The following is an 18,331-nucleotide window of genomic DNA, read 5'->3' on the forward strand; positions in this document are numbered from 1 at the left end:
CAGGATCATAGGGTCGATTTTGACCGTAGAATTGATTTCAATCAATGATTGCGAATATCGTTCCCTTATCCTGTAAATAGACAAGATATGCCGCCCCGTTCGGTCTATCTAAAATCAGGGGTATTCATGACTGTTTCAGCGCCGCCAAAAACCGACGCGAACTCCAACAGCCAGCCAGTTCCCTGGCACGCATTGGAAGTTCCGCACGCCGTTAACAAGCTGGATAGTAATGAAGCCGGATTGCACCCGGATGAAGCAAAGCGGCGACTGGAAATTCACGGACCAAACCAGCTTCCTGAACCTCCCAAAACCAGCCCGTTGTTGCGGTTTCTCGCCCAGTTCAACAATACGCTGATTTATTTCCTGCTGATTGCTGCCGCCTTCGCCGCCTTCCTTGGGCACTTTGTCGATGCTGCCGTGATCGTTGCAGTGGTTACGATCAATGCGATTGTCGGTTTCATTCAGGAGGGCAAGGCAGAAAGCGCGCTTGACGCCATCCGCAACATGATTGCGCCGCATGCCACGGTTTTAAGAAACGGCGAAAAACAGAATATCGATGCCAGAAAGATCGTGCCGGGCGACGTGGTTCTGCTGGAGGCTGGAGACAAGGTTCCCGCCGACATTCGCATCATGCGTGCACGCAATCTGCAGATCAACGAGGCTATTCTAACCGGGGAATCGGTTCCTGCTGAAAAGCATGAGAGCCCATCGCAACCAGATGCCAGCCTTGCAGAACGCCGCTCACTCGGCTTTTCCGGTACCATCGTCACCACAGGCCAAGCCACCGGACTGGTGGTGGCAACCGGCAGCGCGACTGAGATCGGCCGTATTTCTTCGCTGATCAGCCAAGTCCAAGGCCTGACAACGCCTTTGCTTGAGCAAATCAACCGCTTCGGAAAATTGATCACCTGGGCAGCATTGGCTCTGGCCGCCGTGCTGCTGTTGATCGCGCTGCTTGTCCATCAATATGACTGGGCTGACGCCCTGATGCTGGTTGTTGCGCTGGCGGTCAGTGTTGTACCGGAAGGCCTGCCTGCCGTTATCACCATCACCCTTGCCATCGGTGTTCAGCGCATGGCGGCCAGAAACGCTGTCGTCCGCCGTTTGCCCGCCGTGGAAACACTGGGTGCTACCTCGGTCATTTGCTCAGACAAAACCGGCACTCTCACAAAAAATGAAATGACCGTCGCCTGCGTAGTCACGGCGTCATCGACAGTCGATGTCACAGGAGCAGGTTATCAGCCAGAAGGCATGCTGGTTGAAGCCGGTAACGAAACGCCAGCGAGAAACGACCCCGCCCGCGACCAGCTCGTCAACGCCGCACTGTTGTGTAACGACGCTGTCCTGACGCATGAAGATACCCATTGGATAACGCTGGGTGATCCGATGGAAGGTGCGCTGGTGACGCTTGCGCTGAAATCAGGCCTTGGGCAGGAAGAACAGCGAAACAGTTGGCCGCGTCTTTATGAAATCCCCTTTGATGCGCGCCATCGTTACATGGCAACACTCCATGCCACACCGTCAGGCGAACGGGTCATTTTCGTCAAGGGAGCGCCGGAAACACTGCTTTCTCTCTGCCAAAAACAAGCCGATCTCGATACGGACCAGCCAATCGACATCAGTTACTGGCAGGAAAAAATTGCCGCCGCTGCAGCGCAGGGACAGAGAATTCTGGCCTTTGCCACCAAACCGGCGCGGCAGGACAAACAAGACATAAACCCTGACGATATGGCCTCCGGTCTGGTCTTTCTCGGCATAACCGGCCTGATCGATCCACCTCGCCCGGAAGCACTTTCCGCAATAGCGCAATGCCGGTCGGCAGGAATTTCCGTCAAAATGATCACCGGCGACCACGGCACAACGGCGCTGGCAATTGCCCGCCAACTCGGCATTGCCGACAATCCTGAGGTGCTGACGGGCGTTGAGGTTGATGCATTTTCCGACATGGACCTACAAAGAGCCGTCAAGACCGTCAGCGTATTTGCCCGCACCAGCCCGGAACACAAGCTGCGGATCGTGCGCGCTCTACAGGAAAACGGCGATATTGCCGCCATGACCGGTGATGGTGTCAACGACGCGCCATCCTTGAAACAGGCCGACGTTGGCGTCGCCATGGGTCATAAGGGCACCGAGGCCGCCAAGGAAGCCGCCGAAATGGTGCTGCTGGACGACAATTTCGCATCGATTGTGGCGGCGGTGCACGAAGGACGTACGGTCTACGACAATATTCGCAAGGTTATTTCCTGGACCCTGCCGACAAATGGCGGCGAGATTCTGTCGGTGATTATCGCTATTATCTTCGGACTGACCCTGCCAATGGCACCGGTCCACATCCTCTGGATCAATATGGCCACCACGATAAGCTTGGGGCTGGTGCTGGCGTTTGAGCCACCGGAACCTGGTGTCATGCAGCGGAGCCCAAGAAAACGCGATGCAACAATGCTCTCGCCATTCCTGTTATGGAGGATGATTTTTGTTTCAATCCTATTCATGCTTGGTGTGTTTGCCATGTTTCAGTTTGGTCTGTGGCGTGGACTGGGAGAAACCACAGCACGGACGATGGTGGTCAATGCCATCGTGGTGATGGAGATTTTCTACCTGTTCAACGTGCGTTACCTGCACATGACGTCTTTCAGCCTGCGCGGAGCAATGGGCACACCTCCGGTGCTGTTGGCGATTATCGCCGTCACTGCGGCGCAGTTCCTGTTCACCTACACACCATTCATGCAGGCAATGTTCGAAACGGCACCGCTGTCCCTACTTGACGGGCTGGTCGTGGTTTCAGCAGGCGTCGTGCTGATGATCGTTCTGGAGATCGAAAAAATCGTACTGCGGCGTTTGCGACTGTTTGCCTCGGAGGTGTGAGCGGTTTCAGGCAAACCGGTCACGCCAGGCCGGTTGCGCCCCGGCAACTGGCAACGCCGTCGCTTCATAGATGCCCCGGGCAATCGCACGAGCCATGACAATGCCGGCAAGATGACAAATCTCGGCAAAATGAACACCGGTTTCCAGCGGTTTCAAGCCAGTGGCCGCGGCAAACATTGTGTCGCCATCACTGGAAAGATGCGCTGGTAATACGGCCCGTGCCAGGCCGTCATGGGCCAAGATCGACAGACGATGGGCCTGCGCCTTGCTCAGCGTCGCGTCCGTGACAACGGCACCAATGGTGGTTGCCGTCAGGGTAACACCTTTCAAGCGCATAGCAGTATCAGACGCTGAAAAGCCGCCTGGAAACCCCCTGTTGCCAAATTCACCCGCCTGCTCAAACGGTGCTGCCCAAAAGTACGGACCATCGCCGACCGTTGCTGAGCCGAGCGCGTTGACGGCAACCAGTGCCGCAACCACATATCCACCTGACGTCACCGCACTTGCCGAGCCAAGACCACCCTTAAAGGTCGCAGTGGTCGCACCTGTGCCAGCACCAACCGTTCCCAGCGAAAACGCCTTGTCGTCAGCAGCCGTGAAGGCCGCATAACCCATGTCGCGATAGGGCGAATGCCGGCCCCAATCCTTGTTACCACCATTGAGCAGGTCCATCAGGATAGCCTGCGGAACAATCGGCACCCTTGTCGTGCCAACCTGCAGACCGCGCCCCTGTTCACGTAAACCCGCCTGCACGCCACCCGCCGCATCCAATCCGAATGCAGAGCCACCCGACAACACAAAAGCATCAACAGTTTCAACGGTCATTGCCGGATTGAGCAGATCGGTATCACGGCCACCCGGCGCACCGCCGAGAACCGAACCGGACGCAACAGCCGGTTGGTCAAAAACAATCGCCGTGACGCCGGACCCAAGCGCGAGGTCCGTAGCATGCCCGACACGGACACCTGCTACATCCGTCAGCAAATTCTGCAATTGCGCCATGATATGCTCCTTGTCTCAGCGACACTGCACCACCCTGTAACATCAATATACGGGTCGACAGCCGGTCTGAAATTCCCCTGTTTGGCTGCATGGTTATCAGCAATTAACCTAATGGTTTAGGTGAATCTTATGTTTTCAGTATTATCCAAATGACTAGGATATCCAGAAGTTTGAAGGGAGATACAGTCGAGATGAACGCGAAGATCCGTGAAATACTGTCAAAGTTCGGCCAGTTGCCGGTTTCCGTTGATACGATTGCCGATGAAGCTGATCTTTACGCAGCCGGGCTTTCTTCTTTCGCTTCAGTTCAGCTGATGCTTGGAATTGAAGAAGCATTCGATATCGAATTCCCTGATAATCTTTTGAACCGCAAATCCTTTGCGAGCATCAAGGCTATCGAAGACACAGTGACACTTATTCTCAAGGACCAAGAGGCAGCCTGATGAACGTTTCTGTTGCCCTGCCGGAAACCGCGCTTGCAGCCCGGACTGCGCGGGTGGCAGTTATTGCGGCCAAACACGCCGATGATGTCGATCATGCCGGACGTTTTCCCAAGGAAGCCGTTGAAGCGCTGAAAGCCGAACGGCTGCTTGGCGTTCAGATTCCGGTTCATCTGGGTGGCGAAGGCGCCTCCCTTGAACAGATTGCCGAGGTTTGCTCGACACTCGGGCACGCGTGCTCGGCCGTCGCCATGATTTTTGCCATGCACCAGATCAAGGCATCCAGCCTTGTGGAACATGGCGAAGAAAGTGAATGGCATACACAATTCATGCGCCGTATCGCGGCAGAACAACTGCTGCTTGGCTCAGCAACCACCGAAGGCGGTATCGGCGGAAACCTGCGCAATTCCATCTGCGCCATTGAGCGCGAGGGAACGATTTGCCGCTTGCAAAAAGACGCGACAGTTATTTCCTATGGCAGTGACGCCGATGCTATCCTCGTCACATCCCGTGCCCATGCAGATGCCAGTTCTTCCGATCAGGTGATGACGGTCTTTTTGAAAGATCAGTACTCCCTGGAAAAAACCCATGTCTGGGACACGCTCGGCATGCGTGGCACCTGTTCGGATGGCTTCCTGTTCAAGGCAGAAGCGCCTGCCGTACAGATATTTGCCAAGCCTTTTGCCGAAATCGCCGCCCAGTCCATGTTGGCCACCTCCCACTTGTTGTGGAGTGCCGTCTGGCACGGCATCGCAGCCGACGCCGTCATGCGGGCACAAAGCTTTGTCCGCGCCGCAGCACGCCGTTCGCCCGGCATCGTACCGCCCGGCGCCATCCGGCTGGCAGAGGTATCGAGCAAACTGCAAACGGTTCGCTCTAACGTCATTGCCGGCCTTAGAGCCTATGCCGAGACCAAAAAAGACCCTGACGCACTGATGTCCATGGGTTTTGCGGTCACCATGAACAATGTGAAGATCTGCTCGTCGGAGACCATACTCGACATCATCAACCATGCCCTGCTGATCTGCGGCATCATGGGTTACAAAAACGGTACGCCCTATAGTGTCGGACGCCATCTGCGCGATGCGCATTCCGCACAATTGATGATCTCGAACGATCGTATTCTGGGCAATACGGCAAATCTGTTGCTTGTTCACAAGCAAGACACCAGCCTGTTGGGATAAAAAAATGGATATGCAAACCTCATTTCTGGACCGTCTCTTCGAGAAGGGCCTGCTGATTGATACGGGCGTTGATGGTCTCTATGGCCGCAGCGGCCAGTTCGAGGATGTCATCACCGCTTTTGAACGTTTGATTGACCGCACCGGCGGCATTGATGGTGCGGAGGCCATTCGTTTTCCGCCCGGTATCAACCGCGCCCATTTTGAAAAAAGCGGCTACATGAAGAGTTTCCCGCAGCTGGCGGGCACGGTTCATTCGTTCTGCGGCTGTGAACTGGATCACATCAACCTGCTGAAATGCATGGATGAGGGTGATGACTGGACAAAGGAACAGAAGGCGACCGATATCGTCTTGACCCCGGCGGCCTGCTATCCGCTCTACCCCAGCATCGCCAAGCGTGGAAACCTGCCGAAAGACGGCGGTCTCTACGACATTCAGTCCTATTGTTTCCGGCATGAGCCCTCCAAGGACCCAGCCCGTCAGCAACTGTTCCGCATGCGCGAATATGTCCGTATGGGCACTGAAAAAGACGTGACCGATTTCCGTCAGACCTGGATGGATCGCGGCGTGAAAATGATGGAAGCCGTTGGCCTGGACGTTGAAATCGACGTTGCTAACGATCCGTTCTTTGGCCGTGCTGGCAAAATGCTGGCCAACAACCAGCGCGACCAGAACCTGAAATTCGAACTGCTAATCCCGGTTACCTCGGCCACCAGCAAGACTGCCTGCATGAGCTTCAATTACCATCAGGATGCATTCGGCACGAAATGGGGGCTCAACCTCGACAATGGACAAGTTGCGCACACCGCCTGTGTCGGCTTCGGACTGGAGCGTATTGCGCTTGCTTTGTTCGCCAAACATGGTCTCGACGTTCAGGAGTGGCCAGCAACGGTTCGTGAAACGCTCTGGGGCTGATGACATGACAAAGGTTTTTCCGGCTATAAATCCGGATGGTTACATCCAGCATCCGCTGCACGCGTCCGAGCGCATGTGGCCGGAAACCAATTGTTATGTCGATCTGTGGATCGAGGTCTTGTCAGCCGCTGGCCTGCCACCGGAAGCCATGCTCGGTTTTACCCTGTCGCAAGACTTCGAAGGAGACCAGTTCACCTTCTTCAAGGTGCCCCTTGAGGATCTTGAGGCGCTCTTCGGGATCCGCGTGACCGAACTTGCGATATTCGATAACGTGGAAAATCATGTGCTGACCCAGATTGAGCGTGGCCGTCTGTGCCTGCTGGAAATGGACAGCTTCTACATGCCGGATACCCAGGGGGTCGGTTATGGCAAGGAGCATGGCAAGACCACCGTTGCGATAAACCGGCTCGACGTCAAAAACCGCTCTCTCGATTATTTCCACAATGCCGGTTTCTTCCACCTTGAGGGCGATGATTTCTCAGGGCTGTTCCAGCATCATCTTGAAGAGACTGCACCACCCTTTCTGCCCTATACGGAATTTGCAAAATTTCCGGACGCACCTGTTTCGCAGCATCATATTCGCACGGTTGCCGAGCAGCTGCTGCGACACCACTTTGCGCGGCGTCCGTCCAAAAATCCGGTCCGGGCTTTTGCCAAGGTATTCCCTGCGCAGGTTGAAGCGATGGCTGACAGGCCATTCGGCTTTTTCCACAAATACGCGTTCAATACCCTGCGGCAGCTTGGCGCCAACTTCGAACTGACCGCCAGCCACCTACAATGGCTGGGTGGAGAAGTCCGTTTTGGCGAAGCACAACAACATGCGCTGCGCATCGCAGAAATCTCCAAGACTGTGCAATTCCAGCTTGCTCGCGCCATTACCCGCCGTAAATTTGATGCTCTCATCACCGTCCTTGATCCTGCAGTCGATGCCTGGGATTTGCTGATGCAGGATCTGACAAGATCCGTTGGTGCGGCAAGCGAGGCAGCGTGACACCCCCAATCCTGACTGAAAGCATGATTCATACCCTCCTTTCAGATGGATGGATGCTGACGACCACACCTGCCAACGCTTTCGAAAAACCATCGGACATTTCCGCAGAGACACAGCAGATCACGGCATGTGTTCCCGGCACCGTTGCCGAAGCGCTGGAAAATGCCGGCCTGTTCGACCGAAACAACCCGCATCCACTTGATAAGCAGGATGCGTGGTACAGGCTTGCCCTGAAAACTGATGAGCCGGCTGATGTCATGCTGCACTTTGCTGGCCTTGCCACCGTGGCAGAGGTGTTTCTGAACGACACGCTGATCCTGTCATCCGAAAGCATGTTTGAAAGTCACGATGTTTCCGTCCATTTGAGCGGTAACGACAATTTGGCGATATGTTTTCGCGCCCTCGCGCCACACCTTGCCCGCAAGGGACCAAGGGCGCGTTGGCGGGCGCAAATGATGAACACACAAGGGTTACGGCTAATCAGAACCACGGCGCTCGGTTATATGCCCGGCTGGTGCCCGGAGATCCACGCCGTAGGTCCTTGGCGGCCAATCAGCTATTCGCGCCCCGCCGAGCAGGCAATCAAGGATCTGGTGCTCAGATCCGACCTTTCAGACAAAGGTGATGGCCTTCTCTCGATCGCCTTCAAACTGCAAAACCGCACTGATACGATTTCAGTTCATTGTGCCGATCATTCGCTGACGCTGCAACAGAACGACGACGGCGATATCGCTGGCCAGTTGACCATTCCCAGCGTTGCGCAATGGTGGCCACACACGCATGGCACACCGCAACTGCATGACGTCACACTGAAGTTCGGTGGCGAAACATACCCTCTGGGTCAGACGGGGTTTCGCCGCATTGAGGTCGATAGCGGTTCTGACGGCAATGACTTTACCATCAAGATAAATGGTGAGCGCATCTTCTGCCGTGGCGCCGTATGGACCAATGCCGATATTGTCCGGCTTCCCGGAGCGCGCGCTGATTACGAACCATGGCTTAAACTTGCCGCAGATGCCGGCATGAACATGATCCGCATCGGCGGAACCATGACCTATGAAACGCCTGAATTCTTCAAACTCTGCGACGAATTGGGCCTGATGGTCTGGCAGGATCTGATGTTTGCGAATTTTGATTATCCGGCAAAGGATGAGACATTTTGCGAGCATGTCAAAACTGAAGTGTCGCAATTTCTTGCGGGAACGGCCTTGTCTCCCTCGCTGACCATCCTGTGCGGCGGCAGTGAAATGCACCAGCAAGGCGCCATGCTTGGCCTGCCGGAAACAATCTGGAATGGCCCACTAACACAGGAAATCCTGCCGGAACTGGCAACCCGCCAACGTCCTGATGTGCCATTTGTTGCCAATTCACCGAGCGGCGGTGCACTACCGTTTTACCCGAATGCTGGAATAGCCCATTATTACGGTGTCGGTGCGTACTGCCGTCCTTTGGACGATGCCCGGCGCGCCAATGTACGTTTTGCAGCCGAATGCCTAGCATTTTCCAACGTGCCGCAACAACAGATTCTCGATCGGCATCTCTCGGTGCCAGCGGTGATTGACCCCACATGGAAAAAGCAGGTTCCCCGTGACCGCAGCGCATCCTGGGATTTTGAAGATATCCGTGAGCATTACGTGACAGAGCTTTATGACGTCGTTCCAAACCGATTGCGCCGTGAAGATCCCAGCCGTTATCTCGACTACTCCCGCGCCGTCACCGCTGACGTGATGGAGGCGACATTTGCTAAATGGCGCCGGCCCGGTTCATCCTGCAACGGTGCCCTCGTCTGGACATTGCAAGACCTGATGCCGGGTGCCGGCTGGGGCGTGATTGACGCAACCGGCGAACCAAAACCGGCTTGGTATGGTCTGAAAAGAGCATTCCGCCCGGTACAACTGCTGTTGAGCGATGAAGGCACCAATGGCCTGGACGTCCACGTCATCAACGAGACCTCAGCTGCGCAGGATTTGATTGTTGAACTGACCTGCCTGAGAGATGGCAGCCAGCCGGTCGTAAGCGCACGGCGAGAGTTACATCTTGCTGCAAGACAGACCACAACCATCGCAGCGAGCGATCTGTTCGGGGCATTTTTTGATACGACCTATGGCTATCGCTTCGGTCCGCCGTCCCATGATGTCACTGTAGCGCGGCTCAAAAATGCTGCTGACGAGGAGGTCATGTCAGAAGCGTTTCATTTCCCGCTGGGCCGGTCACGGGCGATGCACGCGTCCGATATCCAAGTCCATCCGCTGAGAAACGACAACGGAAACTGGTGTCTAAAACTGACAACCAATCGGCTTGCACAGTCCGTTCATGTTCAGGTTGATAATTTCCGTCCCTCGGACGACTGGTTCCATCTCGCGCCGGGTGCCGCCAAGACGATTGAACTAATCGCCAGAAGCGATGACGAAATGCTGCCATCGGGTGAAATCACCACATTGTCCTCAAAACAGACACTGCGGTTTTAATCCTCCGCCAGCGCCAATTCCCTGACCTTGTCGAGATAAATCTTGCGCGCATGTTCCGGCGAAAGATTGTGATCTGCATTTGGTATGATTGCGAAGGACACATTGGGGTAGGCCTTCAGCCCCCGCCCGCTCACATCAAAGTAATAATTGAAGTGATCAAGTCCGGCATCATTTTCGCTGTAGAGAAGCGCCACCTGAGTTTTCTGGGCCTTCAAAGTATCAAACGCCGCATAGACCGAACGACCAAACTCATCATGTGAGCGGAACAGGCGTGCCGTCCTGACGCCAATCTGTTTGCCGACCGCCTTGGCAATGTTAATGGCAGCACTCGGCAAATCCACTTCACCCTTCAGGATCCGGGTAAAGGTGCCCCGGTTCAACATGCGTTCGCGATATTCGCCAAACGACCGCGGTTTATGATCAAGGCTGTCCTCGACAGACCGCCCTTTCTCCCAGCGGAAACAATCCGCATTCACCACGATGGCACCCCTGATGCGCCCATCGGCCAGTGCACTGCTAAAGGCCACAAACGCACCACTGCACCGTCCTGCAGCAATCACAGGTCCCTTGCCGCGGCTTTGCATGAAATCGACCGCTTCAATCACGTCGATATTTTGCGCCTCTTCATAGAGAACCTGTTGCGGAACGCCCGGCAGCGGTGGACTGTCGGCAATATTCGCGCCGTCAAATCGCAAGGAGGTTATGCCCTCTTTCGCCAAATCACGCGCCATGCGCGCAGTAAGCCGTCCCCAGCCGGAATGGCGGTCATAGGCTGAGTTGAGGAAGACGACATTGGCGCCTTGCGGCTGGCCAAGCGGTTGACACACCACACCAAACAGACGGCCCCTCTCACCAAATTGAACCGGCGTCTCGGCAAATCCGGCACCATCAAGCACCGCGTTCTGAGGTTGCCGTAAATGGTGAGGTCGATCAGCGCAAGGGTCTGACCGCTCCTTCACCCAGGAGACAATATTCTCGACGAGACCATCGGGAATGATGGATTGGGTTGGAGAGGACACCAGCGCATCATATCCGGCAAACGCAATAGCGTCGGCTTTGGCACCCAAAGCCTTGAAATGTTTGAGAAGGTCATCCTCGGCAATACGCTCGGGCCGCGTCACAAAAAGACAATCGGAGGACGGGATGGTTTCAAGCTTGAGCAGATTGATTTTTTTGATCGCATCCGCAACGCCAGCCGGCATCAGAAGACCAGCAATGGAACCGGGATCTTTCAACCGCTGATCTGCAGGCAAACCAAGACCATCATCGATCATTGAAGACCACATGGCTGTTTCACGCAGATAGTTGCGACCGGAAACAACCGGCGCCATCATGACCAACGCGTCTATTTTACCCGCTTTCGTCAAGGCTTCGCAGGCCATGATGCAACCAAGGCCCTGCGCGATCACCACCAGTTTCCGGCAGCCGGATGAAGCTCGAAGGGTTTGGGCAGCATCCACAACACTTTGGGTCCAGACCTCAGCACCCGCATCGCTGCCATCAGGATCAAGGGAATCACCCGTGCCCGGATAATCAAAACGCAGACTTGCGATGCCGACGTCCGACAGGCGCTCCGCCATGATACGCTGCAGTTTGCGCGTGCACAGTTCTTCCATTCCCCAAGGACTGAGGAAAAGCACAGCCGTATCCGTGAGATTGTTTTCATCGGGAAAATGAAAAATGCCTGCGCACCGCGAAAAAACCACCGGCCTCGCGGCATAGGAAACAAGCAGCCTGCTTTTCGCTTGAATATCAATATTCTGAGGAAGATCAGTCTTGATCTGTGAGGTGTCTACCATATCCAAACCGTACCGCTCTGATTTCCACATACCTTGCCGCAAATAGCTTAAATATTAGCACATTGCATAGTGTGTTTTTTCAAAGCATAAAACCTTGGCGCGAATCTTAGGGTAATATGCACGCAAATCATCACGCCGGTCGCTTACATAAATTTGAACCGCGTCACGCTTGCAGTTAATCAGCATCGCAGTTAGTTCACCGAGAATAATATCTTGCTCTGGCAATCTCACCGCTCAGAACCTATTTCCTCAACCAATAAAGCTCACATGTTTGCGAGGATGGCTTTGACGCCACCCAAGGCATAAATTATAGTCACCTTCACTCCGACAGGGCATTTAAGCATACATGGAAAAAAGCCTCGCCCGCTATATCTGGACCCACACCAGGCGGCAGCAACTCTGGATTTTGTTCATCGTCGCCCTGTCGATGATTCCATACTTCCTGTCTTTTGATCTGCCAAAGCAGATTGTCAACGGTCCGATTCAGGGCGGCGGGTTTGAAGGCGTAAACGCCACCCAGCTGTTCATGCATCTGGAAGTCGATCTTCCATTCTGGGGTACCGTGACGCTTTTTCCCGGCGTCGAACTCAACCGAATGATGACCCTTATGGGGTTGAGTTTTACCTTCCTCGTCCTCGTCATCATCAACGGTCTGTTCAAATATTACATCAATACGTTCAAGGGCCGCCTTGGCGAGCGCCTGCTTCGCCGCATTCGTTTTGACTTGATAGACCGTATTCTTCGTTTTCCGCCTTCTCACTTCAAGCGAGTGAAGGGGTCGGAAATATCCAGTATGGTGAAAGACGAAGTGGAGCCGCTGGGTGGTTTTACCGGCGACGCCTTCGTGCAGCCCGCCCTTCTTGGCGGACAGGCATTTTCGGCGCTGTTCTTCATCCTCGTACAGAACCTATGGCTCGGACTGATTGCTGCTTTTATGGCCGCGATACAGGTCGGCATCATTCCAAAGATGCGCCGCCGCCTTATCGATTTGGGTCGTCAGCGCCAGTTGAGCGCCCGTCTTCTGGCCGGCCGCATTGGTGAAATCGTTGATGGCATTGGCACAATCCATGCCTACGACACATCGAATTATGAACGCGCCGACGCTGCCCATCGGCTTGGTGAGATTTTCAGGATTCGTTATGACCTCTACCAGTGGAAGTTTCTGGTCAAGTTCATCAACAACTTCCTGGCACAGCTGACACCGTTCTTTTTCTACGCTATCGGCGGTTATCTGACCCTCAAGGGTAGCCTTGACGTCGGTCAGCTGGTTGCCGTCATCAACGCCTATAAGGAACTGCCGGGACCGCTCAAGGAGCTGATCGACTGGGATCAGGCACGCCAGGATGTGCAGGTCAAATACGAGCAGGTCATCGAACAATTCGATTCGTCGAACATGATCCCGCCGGAAATCCAGACCGTTTCACTCGCGGCGGCCGGCACGCTGACAGCTGCCATCACCATCGACAAGCTGGTGCTTGATGACGACAGCGGTGCGCGCATTCTCGAGCCCACCTCTCTTAGTATCGAGCGCGGCGAAAAAATCGCCATTGTCGGCGGGGCGGCGGCTGAAGCACTTGCCGAAGCAATTGGACGCACCATTCGTCCCGCCAGCGGCAAGATCTGTATCGCTTCGGACGACATACTCGAAATACCCGAATCAACGACTGGGCGGCGCATTTCCTATGTCTCTTCCGACACCTATTTCTTCCACGGCGGCCTGAAGGACAACCTGCTTTACGGTCTCAAACATGCCCCGCTGAAGTCGAAGTCCTATGTTGGCAAGGAAGCGGACACCCGCAAATGGGAAATTCTGGAAGCCAAGCTTGCCGGTAACACCGACATGGATCTGCGCGGAGACTGGATCGATTACGAATCCACACCTAGCGGCAGTGATAAGCCGGGCAGCCTGGCGCATGACATGTTCACGGTTCTCGAGAAAGTTCAGCTTTCGTCCGATATTCTCGAGTTTGCGCTTCGCTCATCCATCGACCCGCTGTCTGACCTGCATCTTGCTGCCCGTATTGTTGAAATGCGTCAGGCCTTGCGTGGCGAATTGCAGCGGGAAAATCTCAGCAACATCATCGTGCCGTTTGAGCTGGAAAGCTACAACACGGAAGCAACGGTTGGTGAAAACCTGCTGTTCGGCACTATGCGTGATACCACCCTGACAGGCCGCACGATTGTCGAGAGTGAGTATTTCCGCAACTTGATGATCGAAACCGGCCTGTCACGCACGCTGTTCGACATGGGCTACACGATTGCTGAAAACCTGATCGAAATCTTCGGCGATCTGCCGGCAGACCACCCGTTCTTCCAGCAGGTGACCTTCCTGACGGCGGAAGAAATTCCGGCTTATCAGCAGATACTGCAGCGTCTGCAAAACGTTGGGGAAGACAAATACAACGGCGCAACTGACGCTGAAAAACGCGCCATGCTGCGTTTGAGCTTTTTCTACATCGAACCACGCCATCGTTTCGGTTTGCTGACACCTGATCTGATGAAGCAGATCGTTGAGGTACGTCACCAGTTCCATGATGGCCTGCCGGACGACTTGCGCAGTCTCATTGAACTTTATGACCCGGATCGCTATCTAAGCTCTACAAGCCTGCTGGATAACATTCTATTTGGCAAGATAAGCCACCGCCATACAGATGCATCGCGACGTATTCGCAGCATCGTCGCGAATGTGCTGCATGATCAAGGTCTTTATGAACGTGTTCTGGCAGTTGGTTTGAACTTTAATGTCGGTGCGGGCGGAAAACGTCTGTCGCCACTGCAAAGACAGAAACTCAATCTGGCACGCGCGCTGATACGACGTTCCGATTATTATATCTTCAATCGCCCGCTGCCAGGTCTCGACCACCGCCTGCAAGAAGCAATCGTTGAGAGCGTCATAACCTTCCTGCACCGCGAAGATGACAAGCCAGCGATCATATGGGTTTTGTCGAATGTTTCACTAACGCGTATGTTTGACCGCGTGGTTGTCTTCAATCAAGGCGCTCTGGCGGCAGATGGAACATACGAGACTCTTAACGAAGAAAACGCTATATTCCAAAAGATGGTAGCGACTTAAGCGCATGACAGCCGAAAGCTGACAAAGAACCGGATAGGACAAGGCAATGCTTTTCAAAGATGAAATACAGATGCTGCGGCGTGTTCCGTTTTTTTCGGAAATGGAGCCATCCAAGCTGAAGCTTCTCGCTTTTTCATCCGACCGTGTGAGCTATATGGCTGGCGAAGATCTGTTTCGTCAGGGCGATATGGGTGATGCCGCTTACGTACTTCTGACCGGCAAGGTTGATGTTCTCGTGGATTCGCCGTCCGGCCAGATCAAGCTGACCGAAATGAGCGGCAATGCCATCGTCGGTGAAATTGCCATTCTGTGTGACGGTGTCAGAACAGCAACGGTTCGCGCATCAACCTCGGTTGAAGCTCTTCGCATCGGCAAGGAACAATTCTTCAAGCTGATGTCAGACTTCCCGGATGTCACCATCAAGGTCATGCGCGTTCTCGCAGAACGTCTTACGAGCACCACAACGGAGCTGGGCAAGGCAAGAGCACGGCTCGAACATTAAGTTTATTGCGTGACACGCACCCTATCCTGACCGGATATTTTCGTTCACATGCGCTTTGAGGCAGAAATTAACCGGAACAATTAAAAAGGAAGAATATTTTCTGTTGTAATAAAACTGAAATGCTGACTGAATTAAAGAGACAGCATTTCAACCGCAGGGCATCATCAGGATGGAGCTTGCGGCACGGCACCATGAAACACAGAGTATCATGGGAACCGTGGTGAGTAGAGGTGGATCATGGTAGCGAGTTCCGGCGAAACAAGTCGGGAAAAGAGTGCAGACTTATTCCGCGTGAAAATATGGGGTGCACGAGGCACCTTGCCCGTATCAGGCGAAAATTTCTCCAAATATGGCGGCAATACCATCTGCATCGAAGTTCGCTGCGGAGAGCACGTTCTCATTTTTGATGCCGGATCGGGCATCATGCCAGCCGGCATGTCGCTGAAGGCTGAGGGCGTCTCCGACATAAATTTGTTTTTCACCCACTGTCACTACGACCATATTGTCGGCTTCCCCTATTTCAAGCCGTTCTTCAATCAGGCCAATAAGGTTGCCATCTGGTCGGGCCATATGGCGGGCATCAAGACCACGCGCCAGATGCTCAACGAATTCATGAGCCCACCGTGGTTTCCGGCACCGCTCGACATATGCTGCGCCAAGATCGACCCACAGGATTTCAAGGCTGGCGACACGCTTGATGTTCGACCGGGTCTGGTCATCAAGACCGGCATGCTCAACCATCCTGGTAACGCCATCGGCTATCGTATCGAATGGGCAGGCCGGACAATGGCCATCATCACAGACACCGAACACACGCCAGGCATCAATGATCCCAATGTTCTGGAACTGATCAAGGATGTTGATCTGTTCCTCTACGACTGTTCTTTCACAGATGATGAAATGCAACAGTTCAAGGGCTATGGGCACTCGTCCTGGCAGCAGGCCATTCGTCTGGCAAAACTTGCCAATGCTTCCCGTGTCGGTTTCATCCATCACTCTCCGTGGCGCAGTGACGAAGATCTCGACAAGATCGATGCGCAAGCTAGACTGGAATTTAATGGCGCATTTGCTGCCCTTGATGGGCAGACCATTGAACTCTAAGTATTTTTAATGCCAATCATGTGATGGGCCGTGATGCAGATTTGGCAGGTATGAAACGTGCCTGCTGTTTTTTCGCCACCATAACCTCACTATGCTGTTCACTGCGGTTCATATTCGAGGCGCACAGCAATGCTGTTTGCTATTCAACACCATCAGTCATACTGTCTAAGGAAGTCGGCATCTTTGGGCAACAAACGGCAACCGAAACACCAGGAAGATTCTGTTCCCGTCATGACCCAAAAGACCGTTTATCATCGGGCAACAGCAGATGAACTCCGATAATCTTCCTGCATCGCTACAACTACAAAAACTGCGTCTGCTCAGCGGACTGATTATGTTCTCGTTTTTGAGCATGCATTTGCTCAATCACGCGCTTGGCCTGATCTCCATTGAAGCGGCCGAGCACGGAAAACGCTGGTTCTCTGTTGTCTGGATGAACCCCATCAGCCTGAGCCTCTTTTACGGCGCGGTTCTGACTCATGTTCTGCTTGTGCTGCATGCGCTTTATAAACGCAGAACCTTGAACATGCCGATGCGTGAGGCCCTGCAGCTGATATTCGGGCTTCTCATTCCACTATTGATTATCGAGCATGCCGCAAGTCTCAGATTTTCAAGCATGCTCTATAGCATTCCCATTACCTATGAGAATGTCATCCGCCGTCTGTGGATCAATGCGCCTGTGGCGGGCGTACGGCAAAGCGTGGCTGTTGTTGTCATCTGGAGCCATGGCTGTATCGGCCTGTTTTTCTGGCTGCGATACCGCTCTTGGTATCCGCGTGTCGCGCCCTATTTCCTGACAATCGCCGTTCTGGTACCGGTTATGGCACTGCTCGGCTTCAGCAGTGCCGGACGTGAGCTTGAAAGCGCCCAGAGCTACAGGGCCTTGCCCAACCCCATCATTGCTGCTCCTAATGAATTGCACCGTCCAGACCCTCGGCAGGCAAGCATTGATGACAACATCAACAACATCGTCAAATCCATCCAGCTGACATTCGTCGGCATTGTCGGCACAGTGTTCCTGTTGCGTGGCGCACGCACTTTGCGGCAGAACTCGACATCGATCGATATTCATTACGAGCATGGCGCAACGGTTCGCGCTCCAAAGGACATGACACTGCTGGAGGCGAGCCGACTGAATGGCATTTCTCATTATTCGGTTTGCGGTGGACGGGGTCGCTGTTCCACCTGCCGAGTGAGAATTCTCGAAAGTGACGCCCCCCTCCCGCCACCCGGTGATATTGAGAGAGCCACTCTCCAACGTATCCATGCAGATCAGGATATTCGACTTGGCTGTCAGTTGCGACCACAGTCCAACCTTCGTGTTGCACTGCTTCTTTCACAAAACCACCAGCAGGTCGCCCCAGCCGAAAGTGAGCCAATCCGTCCAGGTCGCGAAGAGGAAATTGCTGTCCTGTTCTGTGATCTGCGGAACTTTACGACGTTGACGGAAGCCCGCCTTCCCTATGACATCGTGTTCTTGCTCAACCGCTATTTTGCGATTGTTGGCCAAGCCATCGAGCAATCCGGTGGCAGGCTGGACAAATTTATCGGCGATGGCGCAATGGCTCTGTTCGGTCTCGATGGTAATTCGGCAAACGCCTGCCGGGATGCCATGCGGGCAGCAGCGACGATCGTGCAGGACATAGAGCGTCTGAATGAGGAACTGGAGAAAGAATTCTCGGTACATCTTCGTATTGCCATTGGCGTTCATACCGGCCCATCCATCGTCGGCGTAATGGGATATGGCCAGGCCAAATCGCTGACGGCGATCGGCGACACGGTCAATGTCGCGAGCCGCCTGGAAAGTGTGGCAAAGGAATTGAATGCCACCATCGTGGTCTCGGAACCCGCTATCGTCCAGTCAGGCGCGCCGATAAGCGATCTGCAAAAACACGATATCACGGTGCGCGGACGGTCGTCGCAAATGCGCGTTTATGTTATCTCGGAACAGGAAAGTGCCCGTTTCCTGCCAACTCCGGCGTAAATCCAGTCT

Annotated in this window: 12 protein-coding genes; 10 read left to right on the forward strand and 2 right to left on the reverse strand. The window is 54.2% G+C overall.

Annotated features, from left to right (window positions below):
• Positions 1 to 126: 126 nt before the first annotated feature.
• Positions 127 to 2,865 (forward strand): cation-transporting P-type ATPase, encoded by a 2,739-nt coding sequence (locus ACZ5FM_RS15175; protein ID WP_464039133.1) that lies wholly within the window; start codon positions 127 to 129, stop codon positions 2,863 to 2,865.
• A gap of 6 nt (positions 2,866 to 2,871) precedes the next feature.
• Here the strand turns inward: ACZ5FM_RS15175 and ACZ5FM_RS15180 are convergent, their stop codons facing one another.
• Entirely contained in the window at positions 2,872 to 3,867 is a 996-nt protein-coding gene (locus ACZ5FM_RS15180) for a P1 family peptidase (RefSeq protein ID WP_464039134.1), read from the reverse strand.
• A gap of 191 nt (positions 3,868 to 4,058) precedes the next feature.
• Here ACZ5FM_RS15180 and ACZ5FM_RS15185 point away from each other — a divergent pair, with 191 nt between their 5' ends.
• The 5 genes from ACZ5FM_RS15185 to ACZ5FM_RS15205 are packed head-to-tail and all read left to right on the forward strand — an operon-like array spanning position 4,059 to position 9,863.
• Positions 4,059 to 4,310: an acyl carrier protein gene (locus ACZ5FM_RS15185; protein WP_250984328.1), complete on the forward strand. Its 252-nt coding sequence runs from the start codon at positions 4,059 to 4,061 to the stop codon at positions 4,308 to 4,310.
• A complete protein-coding gene (locus ACZ5FM_RS15190) occupies positions 4,310 to 5,491 on the forward strand; it encodes an acyl-CoA dehydrogenase family protein (RefSeq protein ID WP_464039135.1) in 1,182 nt (393 codons plus the stop codon). Before ACZ5FM_RS15185 ends, ACZ5FM_RS15190 begins: the two co-directional genes overlap by 1 nt.
• A gap of 4 nt (positions 5,492 to 5,495) precedes the next feature.
• The gene (locus tag ACZ5FM_RS15195) at positions 5,496 to 6,404 is read left to right on the forward strand and encodes an amino acid--[acyl-carrier-protein] ligase (RefSeq protein WP_464039136.1); all 909 of its coding nucleotides are present in this window, start codon (positions 5,496 to 5,498) and stop codon (positions 6,402 to 6,404) included.
• Between the two features lie 4 nt (positions 6,405 to 6,408).
• Positions 6,409 to 7,395, forward strand: a complete 987-nt coding sequence (locus ACZ5FM_RS15200) for a DUF1839 family protein (protein ID WP_464039137.1) — start codon at positions 6,409 to 6,411, stop codon at positions 7,393 to 7,395.
• A 23-nt stretch (positions 7,396 to 7,418) separates the two neighbouring features.
• Positions 7,419 to 9,863, forward strand: a complete 2,445-nt coding sequence (locus tag ACZ5FM_RS15205) for a glycoside hydrolase family 2 protein (protein ID WP_464039138.1) — start codon at positions 7,419 to 7,421, stop codon at positions 9,861 to 9,863.
• Here the strand turns inward: ACZ5FM_RS15205 and ACZ5FM_RS15210 are convergent.
• Positions 9,860 to 11,503 carry an alpha/beta fold hydrolase gene (locus ACZ5FM_RS15210; RefSeq protein WP_464039139.1) on the reverse strand — a complete coding sequence of 548 codons (1,644 nt, stop codon included), beginning with the start codon at positions 11,501 to 11,503 and terminating at the stop codon, positions 9,860 to 9,862. The two genes, ACZ5FM_RS15205 and ACZ5FM_RS15210, sit on opposite strands and share 4 nt — an antisense overlap.
• Positions 11,504 to 12,008: 505 nt before the next feature.
• Here ACZ5FM_RS15210 and ACZ5FM_RS15215 point away from each other — a divergent pair.
• From ACZ5FM_RS15215 to ACZ5FM_RS15230, 4 genes are all read left to right on the forward strand, one after another.
• Positions 12,009 to 14,735 carry an ABC transporter transmembrane domain-containing protein gene (locus ACZ5FM_RS15215; RefSeq protein ID WP_464039140.1) on the forward strand — a complete coding sequence of 909 codons (2,727 nt, stop codon included), beginning with the start codon at positions 12,009 to 12,011 and terminating at the stop codon, positions 14,733 to 14,735.
• A 46-nt stretch (positions 14,736 to 14,781) separates the two neighbouring features.
• On the forward strand, positions 14,782 to 15,237 hold the full coding sequence (locus ACZ5FM_RS15220; RefSeq protein WP_192490361.1) for a cyclic nucleotide-binding domain-containing protein: 456 nt from the start codon (positions 14,782 to 14,784) through the stop codon (positions 15,235 to 15,237).
• Between the two features lie 237 nt (positions 15,238 to 15,474).
• Positions 15,475 to 16,338, forward strand: a complete 864-nt coding sequence (locus ACZ5FM_RS15225) for an MBL fold metallo-hydrolase (protein WP_368077670.1) — start codon at positions 15,475 to 15,477, stop codon at positions 16,336 to 16,338.
• A 268-nt stretch (positions 16,339 to 16,606) separates the two neighbouring features.
• A complete protein-coding gene (locus tag ACZ5FM_RS15230) occupies positions 16,607 to 18,322 on the forward strand; it encodes an adenylate/guanylate cyclase domain-containing protein (RefSeq protein ID WP_464039141.1) in 1,716 nt (571 codons plus the stop codon).
• The last annotated feature ends 9 nt before the right edge of the window (positions 18,323 to 18,331 follow it).

It is taken from the genome of Agrobacterium sp. 5Ca50 (assembly GCF_055381905.1).

Bases quoted from the DNA above. Each gene is read 5' to 3' on its own strand.
- ACZ5FM_RS15175 (WP_464039133.1), top strand. From the start codon at position 127: ATGACTGTTTCAGCGCCGCCAAAAACCGACGCGAACTCCAACAGCCAG.
- ACZ5FM_RS15180 (WP_464039134.1), bottom strand. From the start codon at position 3,867: ATGGCGCAATTGCAGAATTTGCTGACGGATGTAGCAGGTGTCCGTGTC.
- ACZ5FM_RS15185 (WP_250984328.1), top strand. From the start codon at position 4,059: ATGAACGCGAAGATCCGTGAAATACTGTCAAAGTTCGGCCAGTTGCCG.
- ACZ5FM_RS15190 (WP_464039135.1), top strand. From the start codon at position 4,310: ATGAACGTTTCTGTTGCCCTGCCGGAAACCGCGCTTGCAGCCCGGACT.
- ACZ5FM_RS15195 (WP_464039136.1), top strand. From the start codon at position 5,496: ATGGATATGCAAACCTCATTTCTGGACCGTCTCTTCGAGAAGGGCCTG.
- ACZ5FM_RS15200 (WP_464039137.1), top strand. From the start codon at position 6,409: ATGACAAAGGTTTTTCCGGCTATAAATCCGGATGGTTACATCCAGCAT.
- ACZ5FM_RS15205 (WP_464039138.1), top strand. From the start codon at position 7,419: ATGATTCATACCCTCCTTTCAGATGGATGGATGCTGACGACCACACCT.
- ACZ5FM_RS15215 (WP_464039140.1), top strand. From the start codon at position 12,009: ATGGAAAAAAGCCTCGCCCGCTATATCTGGACCCACACCAGGCGGCAG.
- ACZ5FM_RS15220 (WP_192490361.1), top strand. From the start codon at position 14,782: ATGCTTTTCAAAGATGAAATACAGATGCTGCGGCGTGTTCCGTTTTTT.
- ACZ5FM_RS15225 (WP_368077670.1), top strand. From the start codon at position 15,475: ATGGTAGCGAGTTCCGGCGAAACAAGTCGGGAAAAGAGTGCAGACTTA.
- ACZ5FM_RS15230 (WP_464039141.1), top strand. From the start codon at position 16,607: ATGAACTCCGATAATCTTCCTGCATCGCTACAACTACAAAAACTGCGT.